Genomic DNA, 14248 nt, shown 5'->3' with positions numbered 1-14248 from the left:
CATTATGACTGAAACACGAGAAGAAACGGCAGGCCGCTTGCCGGAATTGAAAGAACGGCATTTGCCCGGAGATTGTCGGGAAGCGGTACATGCGCTTTTGAAAGAGACTTACGGGTATGAACAATTTCGTGACTTGGAAGTGTACGACGATTTGTTCAAGGGGAAGGACACGCTTCACATTTCGCAGGGGCAATTGATAGAAAGTGTCATTGCCGAAGCAGAGAAGGCGCGCAATGGGGAAACAGAGGTTGACAACATTTTGCTGACGGCACCCACTGGAGCAGGAAAATCCTTGTTGTTCCAGTTGCCCGCCATCTATTTGGGCAATGAATACGGATTGCTTACCATTGTAGTATCTCCCTTGAAAGCACTGATTGTAGACCAGGTGGAAAGTTTGCAGGATCTGGGATATATGCGCGTGGCTTATGCTTCTTCCGACTTGTCGCCCGAACAAAAGAATGAAGTGTACCGGCAAGTGCGTGAAGGTGAAGTGGATTTATTCTATCTTTCACCGGAGTTGTTGCTTTCGTATGACATCAAGCATTTTGCGGGCGAACGTCGTATCGGTTTGGTTGTAGTGGACGAGGCCCATACGGTGACTACCTGGGGTAAGGAATTCCGTGTGGATTACTGGTTCCTCGGTCGTTATCTGCAGGGGTTGAAGAAGAGCCTCGGCTATGCGTTTCCGCTTTTTGCACTGACGGCTACGGCGGTCTGGAATCCGAAAGGCGGCAACGATATGGTGTTCGAAACGATCCGTTCGCTACAAATGGAACCTTGTGTGCTTTATGCAGGTACGGTGAAGCGCAGGAATATTGGTTTCGACATTCGCCAAATGGAGATAGAGGAAGGGGAAACGTATGATAAAGCCAAGCAGCGTGTAGTGGCCGAAAGGGTGGAGGACTTCCTCGACGGACATAAAACGATTCTTTATTATCCCTTTGCAGGCGGCATCGATATGCGCCTGAAGACGTGGGTGAAATCGACCGACTGGCATTTGGTGGCTTCTTATTATGGTAAGAAGGATAAAGAGCAGAAGGCGGCGATTGTGCAGGAATTCAAAGAAGGCGAAAAGCGGATGATTGTAGCTACAAAAGCCTTCGGTATGGGTGTGGATATCAGTGACATCGACCGGGTATATCATGTGGCACCATCCAGCACGTTTGTCGATTATATACAGGAAATCGGACGTGCAGCCCGCGACATGGATATTCATGGTGTTTCGGCAACGGACTATCACGAACGGGATTTTTATTATATGAAACGCCTCCACATGGCAGGCAATATCGCACAGGAGCAATTGTCGCTGATACTGAAAAAGTTGATGGAGGTGTACCGGATGAAAGGCGGAAAGCGGGAAATGCTGGTGTCTTTGTCTGACTTTGAGTTTGTGGTGAAGCTGCCGCGAATGAAGAATAAGCTGGAATATGAGGCGGAACTGGGACAGCTGATTAAGACCGCTTTGCTGTGGCTGGAGGATGATTTGAGTCATCGTTATGGCAAGAAATTGCTGGAAGTAAGTCCGCAGAATCTGCTTACAGAGGGATATATACAAGACAAGACAGGTGACGCCTTTATTCATGAATTCAGTGCTTATCTTACGAAAGTGCCCGGTACGGAAGATGTATACACGGCACGCCTGGAAAAACTCTGGGAGGAACGTTTTGCAGAGTTGGGATATAGGGAATTTAAGCAGAAACTGAATGGCGGCACACTGTGGGAAGGCTCGCGTGCGGTATCTGTGGGCAAACATGAAGTATTGCTGAAAGAAGATGCGGCGGTGATTCGTCAGCGGATGGATGCCTTGTTCAATAGTTTGAAGACATTGCTGGTTGACAAACTCCGGAAAACCAAAGGGCGCTTTGATGAAGAAGAATTACGGGCGGTGTTTGCCGAACATGACATGGATGTACCGTCGGCAAAACGTTTCATCGGTTCATTGTTAGAATCGCGTACGGAAGAAGGACGTAGTGTGAGTTACATCAGCAGCGTGAAGAAGAAAGATTCTAACGAACTTTCTTTCACGGTGACAAAAGGTTTCGATTTGTTGTTGTCCCGCTATCAGAAGCTGTTTGGCCAGCGCATTGTAGGTGAAAAAGGAGATCGTTTGCTGTTCTATACTACACCGTTCTCTGACCTGAATATGTTGCTCAATCTGCTCTCTATGCTCGATTGTCTTTCGTTCAGTGTAGAAGGTGGAGGTACGCCTTGTGTATCGGTTACTTTTGATGAGCCCGAAACGTTGGAGCGGATTGCGTCTTCTGATGAATACTATAATCTGATTCTTGAAAATAATGAAAAGATATTCCAAGAACAGATAGATTTGTTCTCCTTCTTCTTCGGAACGGACGGAATGGATGATACGAAACGCTGGAATTTTATTGAAGATTATTTCACCGGAATGGGAGTAGAGGAGTTGAAAGTGAAATACGCTACTCCGTCATAAAACCAATTCTTTGAATAATCTTTCTAACGTCCTGTCCAGATCGTCGGAGAAACCGGCATGTGGGCGGGACGTTTGAATGCAGGAACTCCGCACGGCTGTCAGCCACCGGAAACGTTCCGGAACATCGAGCTGGGCAATGGGACCGCCGTCCCGGGCACCTGAGCATATCTTGTTGAACACATCCAAGTGTGCAAACACCAGTTCCCGGTCTACTTCGGACACATATAGCTTCAACTTCTCCTCGTTCACCCGGCAAACGGATTTGATGAAGTTTGCCTTTTTCGAGAAAAGGATTACGCCTACATTGAAGAACTCTTCACGTTCTACTTTGGGAACCAGGCGGATAACTGCGTATTCATATAAGTGCTTTCCTTGCATTCTGCGCTTCTTTTACAAATATTTCGGAATGGGCCCGCCTTTCGGTCAGAAAGCGGAGGTAGATGTCTCTGATTTCTTCGGGTGTCTCATGGGTGTCGTTCCAGTGCAACCAATCGTCGGGAATGAGTGAGACGATTTCCTGTATCTTTTCCTCAGTCAGCAGGACGCGCAGGGCGGCATCGGCTTCTTCGAGCCGGGACGCTTCGGGCAGCAATACATGATTCTTGATATAGGCAAAGGGGCTTACCGCATGCTTCTCCCAGTTCTCCCACGAGTGATGGAAGTAGAGTGAAGCACCCTGGTCTATCAGCCAGAGTTCCTTGTGCCACATCAGCATATTGGTGTTGCGGAAAGTGCGGTCTATATTCGTGAGGTAGGCATCCAGCCAGACGATGCGGGAAGCCAGGTCGGGGTCTACTTGGGTTGCCACGGGGTCGAAGGTCAGGGCTCCCGACAAGAAATGCAGTCCGAGGTTCAGACCACGGCTGCCTTGCAACAAATCCTGTATTTCTTCATCTCCTTCGGTACGACCGAAAGCTTCGTCAAGGTTCAGAAAAACCAGTTCCGGCACTCTGAATCCCAGCACACGTGCAACTTCTCCGCCAATCAACTCGGAAATCAGTGCCTTTGTGCCATGACCGGCACCGCGAAACTTCACGACGTACTTGAATTCGTCGTCAGCTTCTGCCAGCGCAGGTAGTGAGCCGCCTTCGCGTAAAGGGGTGATATAACGGGTAAGGTTGACTGTTCGCAACTCTATCATGGTTGTCCTTTCTGAAAAATGGTTATGCTGTCCGCTTTTTCGAGGAACAGCAGTTGCAAAGATAATGCAAATCGAATGCAGAACTTTCATGCTTGCATGAAAAAGTTATGCTGAGATGCAGCTTATCTTCTTTAAAGATAGTGAATATTCACGATTCCCCAAGATGTGTTTCCAGAAACTGTTGCAGGATGCGGGCATGGTTGCGGATAGGTTCTTTGGAGGCATATAGCAAAGTAACCGTTTTATAGGGTTTGATTTTGGTGAGGAAGTTTCGTGCAGCTTCAGATGTTTCCAACTCTTTCTGGTACATAGCAGAGAAACCTTCCCAATGTTCTACCGGGTCTTCATGAAACCACTTCCTGAGTTCGGGGGAAGGGGTGATGTCTTTTTCCCAAACATCATATTTCAGACGTTCCTTTTTCATGCCACGGGGCCACAGACGGTCTACCAGCACACGACAGCCGTCCACTGTCTTGGGATCTTCATATACCCGTTTGATTTTAATCTGCGTCATAACTTTATTCTCTATATACTAAATATACAATTCATAGATTGAATTAGTTCATTATTTATTAGGTTATGAATCAGTTACGAATGTGATTCACCACAGAATAACACAGAGTCTCACGGAAAAGATGTTGCTAAGTTGCCGCACCGCCACTTTTATCCGTTTTTCCTGCGACGGCTAATGAAAAACGTAGCAGACATTTATTCTTTCCATCGTGGGGTTCTTTTCTTTCCACCATGGTGGAAAGAAAGTTTATCCATGGTGGAAAGAAAAGAACCCCATGATGGAAAGAATAGTTATTCACATACAAAACTATTAAGTTTAGGAAGAAAGAAGTGTAAGAATGCCTAAGAAAAGGATTAGCAGTTGGAAGAAGAAAAAAGCGGTTACAGCCCACAAGCTTCATTCCTTTTCGTTCCGGATTGAATACTTCTTTGTATCTTTGCCGCCGTGATGAAAAAGTTTGCAGATGTCATATTGCCATTGCCTTTACCCCGCTGTTTCACCTATTCTTTGCCCGAAGAATGGGCGGATGAAGTGCAAATAGGTTGCCGGGTGGTAGTACCGTTCGGGCGGAAGAAATACTATACGGCGATTGTGCGCAACGTGCATTATTTTGAGCCGGAAGAATATGAGGTAAAGGAAGTCTCGATCTTGCTGGATGCCCGTCCGATATTACTGCCGGAGCAGTTCAAGTTCTGGGAATGGCTGGCGGATTATTATCTCTGTACACAGGGGGATGTTTATAAAGCCGCCCTGCCTTCCGGCCTGAAGCTGGAGAGCGAGACAATGGTGGAGTATAATCCTGATTTTGAATCGGAAGTTCGTCTGCCCGAACGGGAACAGAAGATTCTGGACTTGCTGTCTGCCGAACCGGAGCAATGTGTGACGAAACTGGAAAAGGACAGTGGCATCAAGAATATACTCTCCGTCATCAAATCACTACTCGATAAAGAGGCCATCTTTGTGAAAGAAGAGCTTCGCCGGACTTATAAACCGAAGACTGAAACCCGCGTAAGGCTGGTGGATGCGGTGCGGAACGAGAAAAGATTGCAAGAACTCTTTGATGAATTGGCACGTGCCCCGAAGCAGTTGGATTTGTTGATGAAGTACATCGAACTGTCCGGCATCCTGGGGGGAGACGGGCTGAAAAGCTTTCCTAAAGAAGTCACGAAGAAAGAACTTCTGTTGCGGGCCGACGCCTCACCGGCTGTATTCAATGGCTTGGTGGACAAGCACGTTTTTGAAGTTTACCAGCAGGAAGTGGGACGGCTGAGTGCTGTCGTTCGGGAAACCCTTCCTGTGAATCCCTTGAATGAACATCAGCAACTGGCGCATGATGAGATTGTGCAGAGTTTCCAGTCGAAGAATGTCTGTCTGCTGCATGGAGTGACTGCCAGCGGAAAAACAGAAATCTATATCCATCTGATAGAAGAGACCATCCGGCAAGGAAAACAAGTATTGTATCTGTTGCCGGAGATAGCCCTTACCACCCAGATTACAGAACGCCTGCAACGCGTATTCGGCGATCGTCTGGGCATTTACCACTCTAAATTCCCCGATGCCGAACGGGTGGAAATCTGGCAGAAGCAACTGTCGGAAAAAGGATATGATATCATTCTGGGAGTCCGTTCTTCCATTTTCCTTCCTTTCCGCAATCTTGGACTGGTGATTGTGGACGAGGAACATGAGAATACCTATAAGCAGCAAGATCCCGCTCCCCGCTATCATGCCCGGAACGCGGCAATCATTCTGGCAGCGATGTATGGTGCCAAGACATTGCTGGGTACCGCCACTCCTTCCATTGAAACCTGGAATAATGCAACTTCCGGCAAGTACGGGCTGGTGGAACTGAAAGAACGGTATAAAGAAATACAGTTGCCGGAGATTATCCCGGTAGATATATATGAACTGCATCGCAAGAAGCGCATGAACGGACCTTTCTCTCCATTGTTGCTTCAATATATCCATGAAGCGTTGGACCAGAAAGAACAGGTCATCCTGTTTCAGAACCGTCGTGGTTTTGCTCCGATGATTGAGTGCCACACATGTGGATGGGTGCCGAAATGCAAGAACTGTGATGTCAGCCTGACATTCCATAAAGGATTGAACCAACTGACTTGCCATTATTGCGGCTATACTTATCAATTGCCCCGTAAGTGTCCTGCATGCGAGGGGACAGACCTGCGCAATCGTGGATTCGGAACGGAGAAAATAGAAGATGACATCAAGATTTTGTTTCCTGAAGCTACTGTTGCCCGTATGGACTTGGATACCACCCGTACCCGATCGGCCTATGAACGCATCATTGCAGATTTTGAGCAGGGAAAGACAGATATACTGATTGGTACGCAGATGGTTTCCAAAGGGCTGGATTTCGACCATGTCAGCGTGGTAGGCATTCTGAATGCAGATACGATGTTGAATTATCCCGATTTCCGTTCCTACGAACGCGCTTTCCAGTTGATGGCGCAAGTGTCGGGACGCGCCGGAAGGAAGAATAAACGTGGACGGGTTATTTTGCAGACTAAAAGCATCGATCATCCCATTATCTCCCAAGTCATTCGTAATGATTTTGAGCAAATGGTGGCCGGACAACTTGCTGAACGACAGATGTTTCATTACCCTCCTTATTACCGCCTGGTCTACGTCTATCTGAAGAATCGCAACGAGCAATTGCTTGACTTGATGGCGTATACCATGGCAGGCAAATTGCGTGCTGTTTTCGGCAATCGTGTGCTGGGGCCGGATAAACCGCCTGTTGCCCGTATACAGACGTTGTTTATACGTAAGATTATCGTGAAGATAGAGTATAATGCGCCTATGGCCCGTGCCCGTGAATTGCTGGTTCAGGTGCAGAAGGAGATGGTGGCTGAAGACCGTTTTAAATCTCTGATAGTCTATTATGATGTAGACCCGATGTAGAATTGATAAAAATAAAAAGAATATACTTATGAAACCACGTAAGATACTGTTTGTATGCCTCGGAAATATCTGCCGTTCTTCTTCGGCGGAAGGTGTGATGAAACATTTGCTGGAAGAAGCCGGACTGGAAAATGAGTTCGTGATAGATTCTGCCGGCATCCTGTCCTATCATCAGGGAGAACTGCCGGATAGCCGGATGCGTGCGCACGCTATTCGCAGGGGATATGACCTGATACACCGTTCACGTCCTGTGCGGACGGAAGATTTCTATAACTTCGATTTAATCATCGGGATGGACGACCGTAATATTGAGGATTTGAAGGAACGAGCTCCTTCTCTTGAAGCATTGAAGAAGATACACCGCATGACGGACTATTGCACCCGCTTTACGCATGCCGACCACGTGCCCGATCCGTATTACGGTGGAGCCGAAGGTTTTGAGTATGTGCTCGATCTGCTTGAAGATGCTTGTGCGGGGCTGCTGGAACGTTTGCGGTGAGGAGTTGCTCTATCTATTACTGTTCGTCGCATCGATACCCGCCGCTCGCAATGTTTTCGTGATTTCATCAATCGCTTTGAAAGCTGTTCCCCGCAAGGCATACTTCCGATAACGGTAGTCTTTATCCATCAACTCTAAAATAGGGGAAGGCTGTTTGGAGAAATCCTGGCTGAAATTGACTTTACGCATATGTTTGTAAGGCAAGATCGTTTCGAATACAATTCCTTTTAAAATTAGTGCTTCTGATGTGACCTGCACATAGTTGCATTGGAAAAGGAGCGCATTCCAACATAAAATGACGCAGAACAAGCATGAGGGAATTAATATGAAAAACATTGTTTCTTTCATCCATTTGTATTGATAAATCGTATTGCCATCGAAAACTGCATTGAGAGCGGCAGTGGCCAGAAGTGTTACCATTGCAGTGGCACAAAACCAAAATGCAATGTTTGCAATACTTCTATAAGTCTTTTCCGTTATCCGGCCTTCGTTTCTTTTCTGCGGGGTATAGTTGCTGAAAGTTATTCCTTTGCTGAGCAAAAAACGGAGAATAGCTGTCTGGTCTTTCTTAAGGCGGAATACTTTTTCTTCTTTCTCCAATTGCAATGTAAGAATGGATGCACCTATCTTTGTTTCAGGAGAATATTCTCCCTTGCAGTAGTGATTCCCCATAAAACGAAAACTTTTGATTTCTTCCGGTTGTATGTTCTTTTTTTGAAAGAAGTGTGCCGCTTTGTTGTGTTCTGTCTCTGATAATTCCATTGTTGTATGGTTAATGGTTTACGTATGTATCTTGATAGAAACGTTTGTTTTCATTCAGACTGCATGTGGCGTCAACCCCTGCGCTTTGCAGTACTTCGGCGATATCGCTTAATGTCCGCCGGGACACCCTGCCTATGTAGTAAAGGCGATAGTGGTAATCCTTGTCCAGTATCTCCATCACATGGGTGAATGCCTGTTCGCGTGCAAAGTCAAAGTTTACTTTGAGTATTTTCTCATAAGGATACTTGATTTCACGCCCTACACTGTATATGCTGAGGCTCTCATTATCCACTTTCAGATAGCAGAAACGTGTCATCAGCATATGTATGAAGTAAATGCCTAATCCGAATGAAACGACTCCGAGAAGGTAGCCCCACCATGTATCAATTGTAACGGCCTGATACCCCAATATCATGAACGTAATGAAAAGCGCAAAGAAATAGAACATATAGAGGGATGGCCGCTGATAGGTTGTCGTCGGGATTTCTGCAGCCGTCCGTTCTCTGGGCACGGAATTATCAAAAGGTATTTCCCGTGCCATCAGATAGCGGATAATAGATGACGGATGCTGGAAGGGGTGGACATAGAAAGCCCTTTTAATTCCCTGTTTCAGGTGCAGTGTCAATATGCCCGCGCCATATTTGTCTTTCACTTTCAGATTGTTTTTACGTGGCGCTTCGTGGAAGCGCTTCATGAAACTGAAACTCTGAATGTCATGTGGCCGGATGCCTCTGTGTTGCAGTAAGCTTTCAGCACGTTTCTGGTCTTGGGCGGCTGTTCTCATAATCTTTATTTTTTAAGTTCGGGATAACTGATACGGGTATGGTAAATCGTCTTCAGCTTCTCTTTGAAAACCGATTTGACGATAGCGATATCCTTGAATGTGATAGGACATTCCTTGAAGTAACCTTCTTCCACCTGCGAGTCTATAATCTTCTCCACCAGGTTGTTGATGCTCTCTTCCGTATATTCGGGCAGGCTGCGGGAGGCAGCTTCCACGGCGTCCGCCATCATCAGGATAGCAGTTTCGCGGGTAAACGGATTAGGGCCGGGGTAAGTGAACAGTTCTTCATTCGGTTCCTCATCCGGATGCTCATTTTTCCAGGAGATATAGAAGTATTTCGTTTTTCCCCTGCCATGATGGGTACTGATAAAGTCTTTTATCACTTTAGGCAGATTATTCTTTTCCGCCAGCTTCAGTCCGTCCGTCACATGGCTGATGATGACCTGTGCACTTTGCTCATAACTGAGGTTCTTGTGAGGATTGACGCCACCCGACTGGTTCTCGGTGAAGAATACGGGATTTTCCATCTTTCCGATGTCATGATACAGAGCTCCGGTACGCACCAACTGACTCTTAGCTCCGATACGGTTGGCAGCTTCTGCGGCAAGGTTGGCTACTTGCATGGAGTGCTGGAAAGTGCCCGGAACAGTTTCGGACAAGCGGCGCAATAGCGGACTGTTGATATTGGAAAGCTCTACCAGCGTGACGTTGGAAGTAAAGCCAAAAGTCTTTTCCAGCAGGAACAGAAGCGGATAGGCAAACAGCAGAAGTACGCCATTGACTGTAAAGTAGGTATACATACTGCCATTCAGTTTCGACAGGTCATTTTCCGTTATCAGTTCAAAAGAGAAATAAACGGCAGCATAAGTAAGTATCACCAGTACCGCTGTCCGGAATAACTGTGAACGTTGTGACAACTCACGCAGACTGAAAATGGCAACCAGTCCGGCCGACAGTTGCAGCAATATGAACTCATGCGGAAAGCGCAGGCAGATGGAGCATATAAGTATCGTGACCACATGCGTAAGGAATGCCGTACGCGAATCGAGGAATACGCGGATGATGATAGGCAGCATGGCGTAGGGGATGATGTAGACATTATAGATATTGTTTGCCACCATCAGAGCCGTCACCACGCAATAGAACATGATAATTGTGAAAAGTAGAGACAGACTGCCTTTACGCTCATAATAATCCTTGCGGAACAAATCGAGATAGAGCATGAAGCATAGTATGAACACACTGACAAATAATATCTGTCCCGTCAGTATCAGGCGTTTCTGCCCGATTGATTCGCTGCGCTGGATAGACTCTTTGCGTAGGCTTTCAAGGATATTATAAGTTTCCTGCGTGACAATCTCTCCCCGGTCGATGATTTTCTGCCCGCTCACTACGATACCGTTTGCCCAGGCATAATTGTCGAGAGTTTCCTTCTTTGCCGTTTCTGTCCGTTGCTCGTCATAAGTCAGATTCGGGTATAGATATTCGTTGAGGGAGCATTGCCGCAGGATATAAGGCGAATAATGAGCCGTATCTGCCGTGAGCAGATAGGAATAGGCATCTTTCACGGAAAACAGTTGCTCTGTGATTCGTTGGTTGGCAAGCTTGTCATCAATCACCATGATGGCGGTGGTGCTGTCTTTCTGTAATCTGTTGAGTTCCTCAGTAGAAACGATTCCCGCCTTATAGATTTCCGACAACCTTTTTTCCAGATAACGCATATAGTCCGAAGAAGGGACGACATCACGCAGATGGCTCTGGTAATCAGCTTTCAATTTACTCAGCACTGTCTTCTCAATGTTTTTATCTAATTGATAGTAAGGCTGAAAAGTGGCAAGAATACTATCCTGTTCCCGTTTTACGACGGCATCATCCTTATAAATAGGAAATTCGAAAGTAGCCATGAGCTGTCCGTACTTCCACGGCTTGTCTACATCGAACTGATAATTGAACTTGCCGTCACGTGGCAGGAAGTATACAATAACAGCTACTGTGCCGATAAAAATGAGTGCTTTGTATAGCAAATCTCTGTAAGAAAAGCTCTTTTTGGTCTTGTATTTATTCATATCGGTTGAATTTTTTGCGAAAAGTACAAAAAAAAACATTAGTGTGGAAAAAAAGGTTTAATTTTGCCATCTAATTATCTCATAAGTGATGCAAAATATGACAGAAAGAAGAGTCAGAGTTCGTTTTGCCCCAAGTCCTACAGGGGCTTTGCACATTGGTGGTGTGCGTACAGCATTATACAATTATCTTTTTGCACGCCAACATGGAGGCGATATGATTTTCCGTATTGAAGATACTGATAGTAACCGCTTTGTGCCGGGTGCGGAAGAATATATATTGGAGTCGTTCAAATGGTTGGGCATTCCCTTCGATGAAGGAGTGAGTTTCGGAGGAGACCATGGCCCGTACCGTCAGTCCGAGCGTCGCGAAATATACAAGAAGTATGTGAAGGTATTGCTCGATGCCGGTAAAGCTTATATTGCTTTTGATACTCCGGAAGAGCTGGACGCCAAGCGTGCTGAGATTGCCAATTTCCAGTATGATGCCTCTACCCGTATGCAGATGCGCAATTCACTGACACTGTCAAAGGAAGAAGTGGATGCGCTGATTGCCGAAGGCAAGCAATATGTGGTTCGTTTCAAGATAGAACCTAACGAAGACGTACATGTCAACGACCTTATCCGTGGTGAGGTAATCATTAATTCTTCCATTCTTGACGATAAGGTACTTTATAAATCGGCTGATGAACTGCCTACTTATCACCTGGCAAATATTGTGGACGACCATTTGATGGAAGTTTCCCATGTGATTCGCGGTGAAGAATGGTTGCCTTCTGCACCGTTGCACGTATTACTGTACCGTGCTTTCGGCTGGGAAGATACGATGCCGGCTTTTGCCCACCTGCCTTTGTTGCTGAAGCCGGAAGGAAACGGCAAGTTGAGCAAGCGTGACGGCGACCGTCTCGGTTTCCCCGTTTTCCCCCTGGAATGGCATGACCCTAAAACCGGTGAAGTGTCTTCCGGATATCGCGAATCCGGCTATCTGCCCGAAGCGGTTATTAATTTCCTGGCTCTGCTGGGCTGGAATCCGGGCAACGACCAGGAACTCATGTCGATGGAAGAACTGATAAAGCTGTTCGATCTGAGCCATTGCAGCAAGTCCGGTGCTAAATTTGATTTTAAGAAAGGTATCTGGTTCAATCATGAATATATCCTGCTGAAACCGGATGAGGAAATAGCGGAACTTTTTGTTCCCGTTCTGAAAGAACATGGTGTGGAAGCTCCGTTTGAGAAAGTAGTGACGGTAGTGGGTATGATGAAGAACCGTGTAAGTTTCGTACGCGAACTTTGGGAAGCCAGCAGCTTCTTCTTCGTTGCTCCGACCGAATATGATGAAAAGACCGTGAAGAAACGCTGGAAAGAAGATTCGGCTCAGTGTATGACCGAATTGATGGAGGTCTTGGCAGGTATCGAAGACTTCGGCATTGAAAACCAGGAAAAGATTGTAATGGACTGGATTGCCGAAAAAGGATACCATACCGGAAACATAATGAATGCTTTCCGTCTGACACTGGTAGGCGAAGGGAAAGGCCCGCATATGTTCGACATCTCCTGGGTGTTAGGCAAAGAAGAGACACTGGCGCGCATGAAGCGTGCAATCGAGGTACTTTCTTAATTGAAAATTAAAAATTAAAAAATACTGCTTGGGCATGGTTTACTCCTTTTTAGTTTTTAATTTTTAAATTTTTAATTCAATAAGTATGCTTTACGACCTTGCGATAGGCATCTACGACCTTCTGGTGCATCTGGCGGCTCCGTTCAGCCGTAAACCCCGTAAAATGATGAAGGGGCATTGGGTGGTATATGAACTTCTCAGACAGCAATTGGAAAAAGATGTTCGTTATATCTGGTTTCATGCCGCTTCTTTGGGCGAATTTGAACAGGGACGTCCTTTGATAGAGAAGATACGTGCCAAATATCCTGATTACGGCATATTGCTGACGTTCTTCTCTCCTTCGGGATATGAGGTCCGTAAGAATTATCGTGGAGCGGACGTGGTGTGCTACCTGCCGTTCGATAAGCCCCGGAATGTGAAGAAGTTCCTGGATATAGCTAATCCTTGCATGGCATTCTTCATCAAATATGAATTCTGGAAGAATTATCTGAATGAATTACACAAACGTCGTATTCCGGTGTACAGTGTGTCGTCTATATTCCGTCGCGGACAAATCTTCTTCAAATGGTATGGCGGCACCTATCGTCATGTGCTGCGCAGTTTCGACCATTTGTTTGTGCAAAATGAGCGTTCCAAACGCTATCTGGGTAAAATAGGCATCAACCGTGTGACGGTGGTGGGTGATACGCGTTTTGACCGTGTGTTGCAGATACGTGAAGAAGCGAAAGACCTCCCTTTGGTAAAACTCTTTAAGAACAATACGATGACTTTCGTTGCCGGCAGTTCCTGGCAACCGGATGAAGATTTATTTATTGAATACTTCAATAATCATCCGGAAGTGAAACTGATAATCGCGCCGCACGTGATAGACGAAAATCATCTGGTAGAGATTATCCGGAAGTTGAAACGGTCGTATGTGCGTTATACCCGTGCGGATGAGAAAAATGTGCAGAAGGCTGATTGTCTGATTATTGATTGCTTCGGCTTGCTGTCTTCTATCTATCGTTATGGCGAGATTGCCTACATTGGCGGTGGTTTTGGAGTAGGCATCCATAACACGCTGGAAGCAGCGGTTTATGGTATTCCGGTTATATTCGGACCTAAATATCAGAAGTTTATGGAAGCCACGCAGTTGATAGAGGCTAAAGGTGCTTTCTCCATCAAGAATTATGAGGAATTGAAAGAATTGCTCGACCGGATGTTGGCGGATGAAGCCTTCCTGCGGGAAACCGGAACCAATGCCGGATATTACGTCACCAGTAATGCCGGAGCTACGGACAAGGTTCTGAGCATGATTAATTTCTAAAAAATATTGTTCTGTCATTCCGAACGCAGTGAAGAATCTCTTTTCCTTTTATATTGGAAAGCAGATTCTTCACTGCGTTCAGAATGACAGAACATTTTATTTAGGGATATTCCTAAAATAATAAAATTTAAGGCAACTAATTCATTGCGAGTTAGTTGCCTTTTTTGTATCTTTAAGCATTCCCCCCAAAAAACGG

At 46.0% G+C, this 14248-nt stretch carries 12 protein-coding genes; 5 read left to right on the top strand and 7 right to left on the bottom strand.

The features are described from left to right. The first annotated feature begins 4 nt into the window (after positions 1-4). A complete protein-coding gene (locus tag BUC01_RS12340) occupies positions 5-2446 on the top strand; it encodes a helicase-related protein (RefSeq protein WP_073313831.1) in 2442 nt (813 codons plus the stop codon). Here the strand turns inward: BUC01_RS12340 and BUC01_RS12335 are convergent. From BUC01_RS12335 to BUC01_RS12325, 3 genes are all read right to left on the bottom strand, one after another. Continuing rightward, a complete protein-coding gene (locus BUC01_RS12335; protein ID WP_025830562.1) occupies positions 2441-2824 on the bottom strand; it encodes a DUF3037 domain-containing protein in 384 nt (127 codons plus the stop codon). The two genes, BUC01_RS12340 and BUC01_RS12335, sit on opposite strands and share 6 nt — an antisense overlap. Further along, positions 2802-3584: a HipA family kinase gene (locus BUC01_RS12330; protein ID WP_025830561.1), complete on the bottom strand. Its 783-nt coding sequence runs from the start codon at positions 3582-3584 to the stop codon at positions 2802-2804. Before BUC01_RS12330 ends, BUC01_RS12335 begins: the two co-directional genes overlap by 23 nt. A 151-nt stretch (positions 3585-3735) precedes the next feature. Then, a complete protein-coding gene (locus BUC01_RS12325; RefSeq protein WP_025830560.1) occupies positions 3736-4101 on the bottom strand; it encodes a DUF488 domain-containing protein in 366 nt (121 codons plus the stop codon). A gap of 447 nt (positions 4102-4548) precedes the next feature. Here BUC01_RS12325 and priA point away from each other — a divergent pair, with 447 nt between their 5' ends. Continuing rightward, entirely contained in the window at positions 4549-7020 is a 2472-nt protein-coding gene (gene priA, locus BUC01_RS12315) for a replication restart helicase PriA (protein ID WP_073313827.1), read from the top strand. Between the two features lie 28 nt (positions 7021-7048). Then, a complete protein-coding gene (locus BUC01_RS12310) occupies positions 7049-7519 on the top strand; it encodes a low molecular weight protein-tyrosine-phosphatase (RefSeq protein ID WP_025830559.1) in 471 nt (156 codons plus the stop codon). 9 nt (positions 7520-7528) lie between these two features. Here BUC01_RS12310 and BUC01_RS12305 read toward each other — a convergent pair whose 3' ends face one another. Genes BUC01_RS12305 through BUC01_RS12295 form a run of 3 tightly spaced genes read right to left on the bottom strand, consistent with a single transcriptional unit; the run spans position 7529 to position 11131 of the window. Further along, complete coding sequence (locus BUC01_RS12305; protein ID WP_025830558.1) at positions 7529-8281, bottom strand: hypothetical protein; 753 nt, start codon at positions 8279-8281, stop codon at positions 7529-7531. Between the two features lie 10 nt (positions 8282-8291). After that, positions 8292-9065, bottom strand: coding sequence for a hypothetical protein (locus BUC01_RS12300; protein WP_025830557.1), 774 nt, complete (start codon positions 9063-9065; stop codon positions 8292-8294). A 5-nt stretch (positions 9066-9070) separates the two neighbouring features. After that, positions 9071-11131 carry an HD family phosphohydrolase gene (locus BUC01_RS12295; protein ID WP_025830556.1) on the bottom strand — a complete coding sequence of 687 codons (2061 nt, stop codon included), beginning with the start codon at positions 11129-11131 and terminating at the stop codon, positions 9071-9073. A 97-nt stretch (positions 11132-11228) separates the two neighbouring features. Between BUC01_RS12295 and gltX the strand changes: the two genes are divergently transcribed. Beyond that, positions 11229-12746, top strand: a complete 1518-nt coding sequence (gene gltX / locus BUC01_RS12290; protein ID WP_025830555.1) for a glutamate--tRNA ligase — start codon at positions 11229-11231, stop codon at positions 12744-12746. Positions 12747-12831: 85 nt separating this feature from the next. Further along, a complete protein-coding gene (locus BUC01_RS12285) occupies positions 12832-14052 on the top strand; it encodes a 3-deoxy-D-manno-octulosonic acid transferase (protein WP_025830554.1) in 1221 nt (406 codons plus the stop codon). 14 nt (positions 14053-14066) lie between these two features. On the opposite strand, the gene BUC01_RS25680 is transcribed toward BUC01_RS12285, so the two are convergent. Next, the coding region (locus tag BUC01_RS25680; RefSeq protein ID WP_217653894.1) for a hypothetical protein at positions 14067-14248 on the bottom strand (182 nt) is incomplete at its 5' end.

The sequence above is a fragment of the Bacteroides stercorirosoris genome, from assembly GCF_900142015.1.
Lineage (GTDB): Bacteria > Bacteroidota > Bacteroidia > Bacteroidales > Bacteroidaceae > Bacteroides > Bacteroides stercorirosoris.
Note: the sequence above shows the minus strand (reverse complement) of the source record. Positions and strands in the feature narration are given on the sequence as shown.

What these genes read in the sequence shown, in the direction of transcription:
- BUC01_RS12340 (WP_073313831.1), top strand. Translation starts at nt 5, where the DNA reads ATGACTGAAACACGAGAAGAAACGGCAGGCCGCTTGCCGGAATTGAAA.
- BUC01_RS12335 (WP_025830562.1), bottom strand. Translation starts at nt 2,824, where the DNA reads ATGCAAGGAAAGCACTTATATGAATACGCAGTTATCCGCCTGGTTCCC.
- BUC01_RS12325 (WP_025830560.1), bottom strand. Translation starts at nt 4,101, where the DNA reads ATGACGCAGATTAAAATCAAACGGGTATATGAAGATCCCAAGACAGTG.
- priA (WP_073313827.1), top strand. Translation starts at nt 4,549, where the DNA reads ATGAAAAAGTTTGCAGATGTCATATTGCCATTGCCTTTACCCCGCTGT.
- BUC01_RS12310 (WP_025830559.1), top strand. Translation starts at nt 7,049, where the DNA reads ATGAAACCACGTAAGATACTGTTTGTATGCCTCGGAAATATCTGCCGT.
- BUC01_RS12305 (WP_025830558.1), bottom strand. Translation starts at nt 8,281, where the DNA reads ATGGAATTATCAGAGACAGAACACAACAAAGCGGCACACTTCTTTCAA.
- BUC01_RS12300 (WP_025830557.1), bottom strand. Translation starts at nt 9,065, where the DNA reads ATGAGAACAGCCGCCCAAGACCAGAAACGTGCTGAAAGCTTACTGCAA.
- BUC01_RS12295 (WP_025830556.1), bottom strand. Translation starts at nt 11,131, where the DNA reads ATGAATAAATACAAGACCAAAAAGAGCTTTTCTTACAGAGATTTGCTA.
- gltX (WP_025830555.1), top strand. Translation starts at nt 11,229, where the DNA reads ATGACAGAAAGAAGAGTCAGAGTTCGTTTTGCCCCAAGTCCTACAGGG.
- BUC01_RS12285 (WP_025830554.1), top strand. Translation starts at nt 12,832, where the DNA reads ATGCTTTACGACCTTGCGATAGGCATCTACGACCTTCTGGTGCATCTG.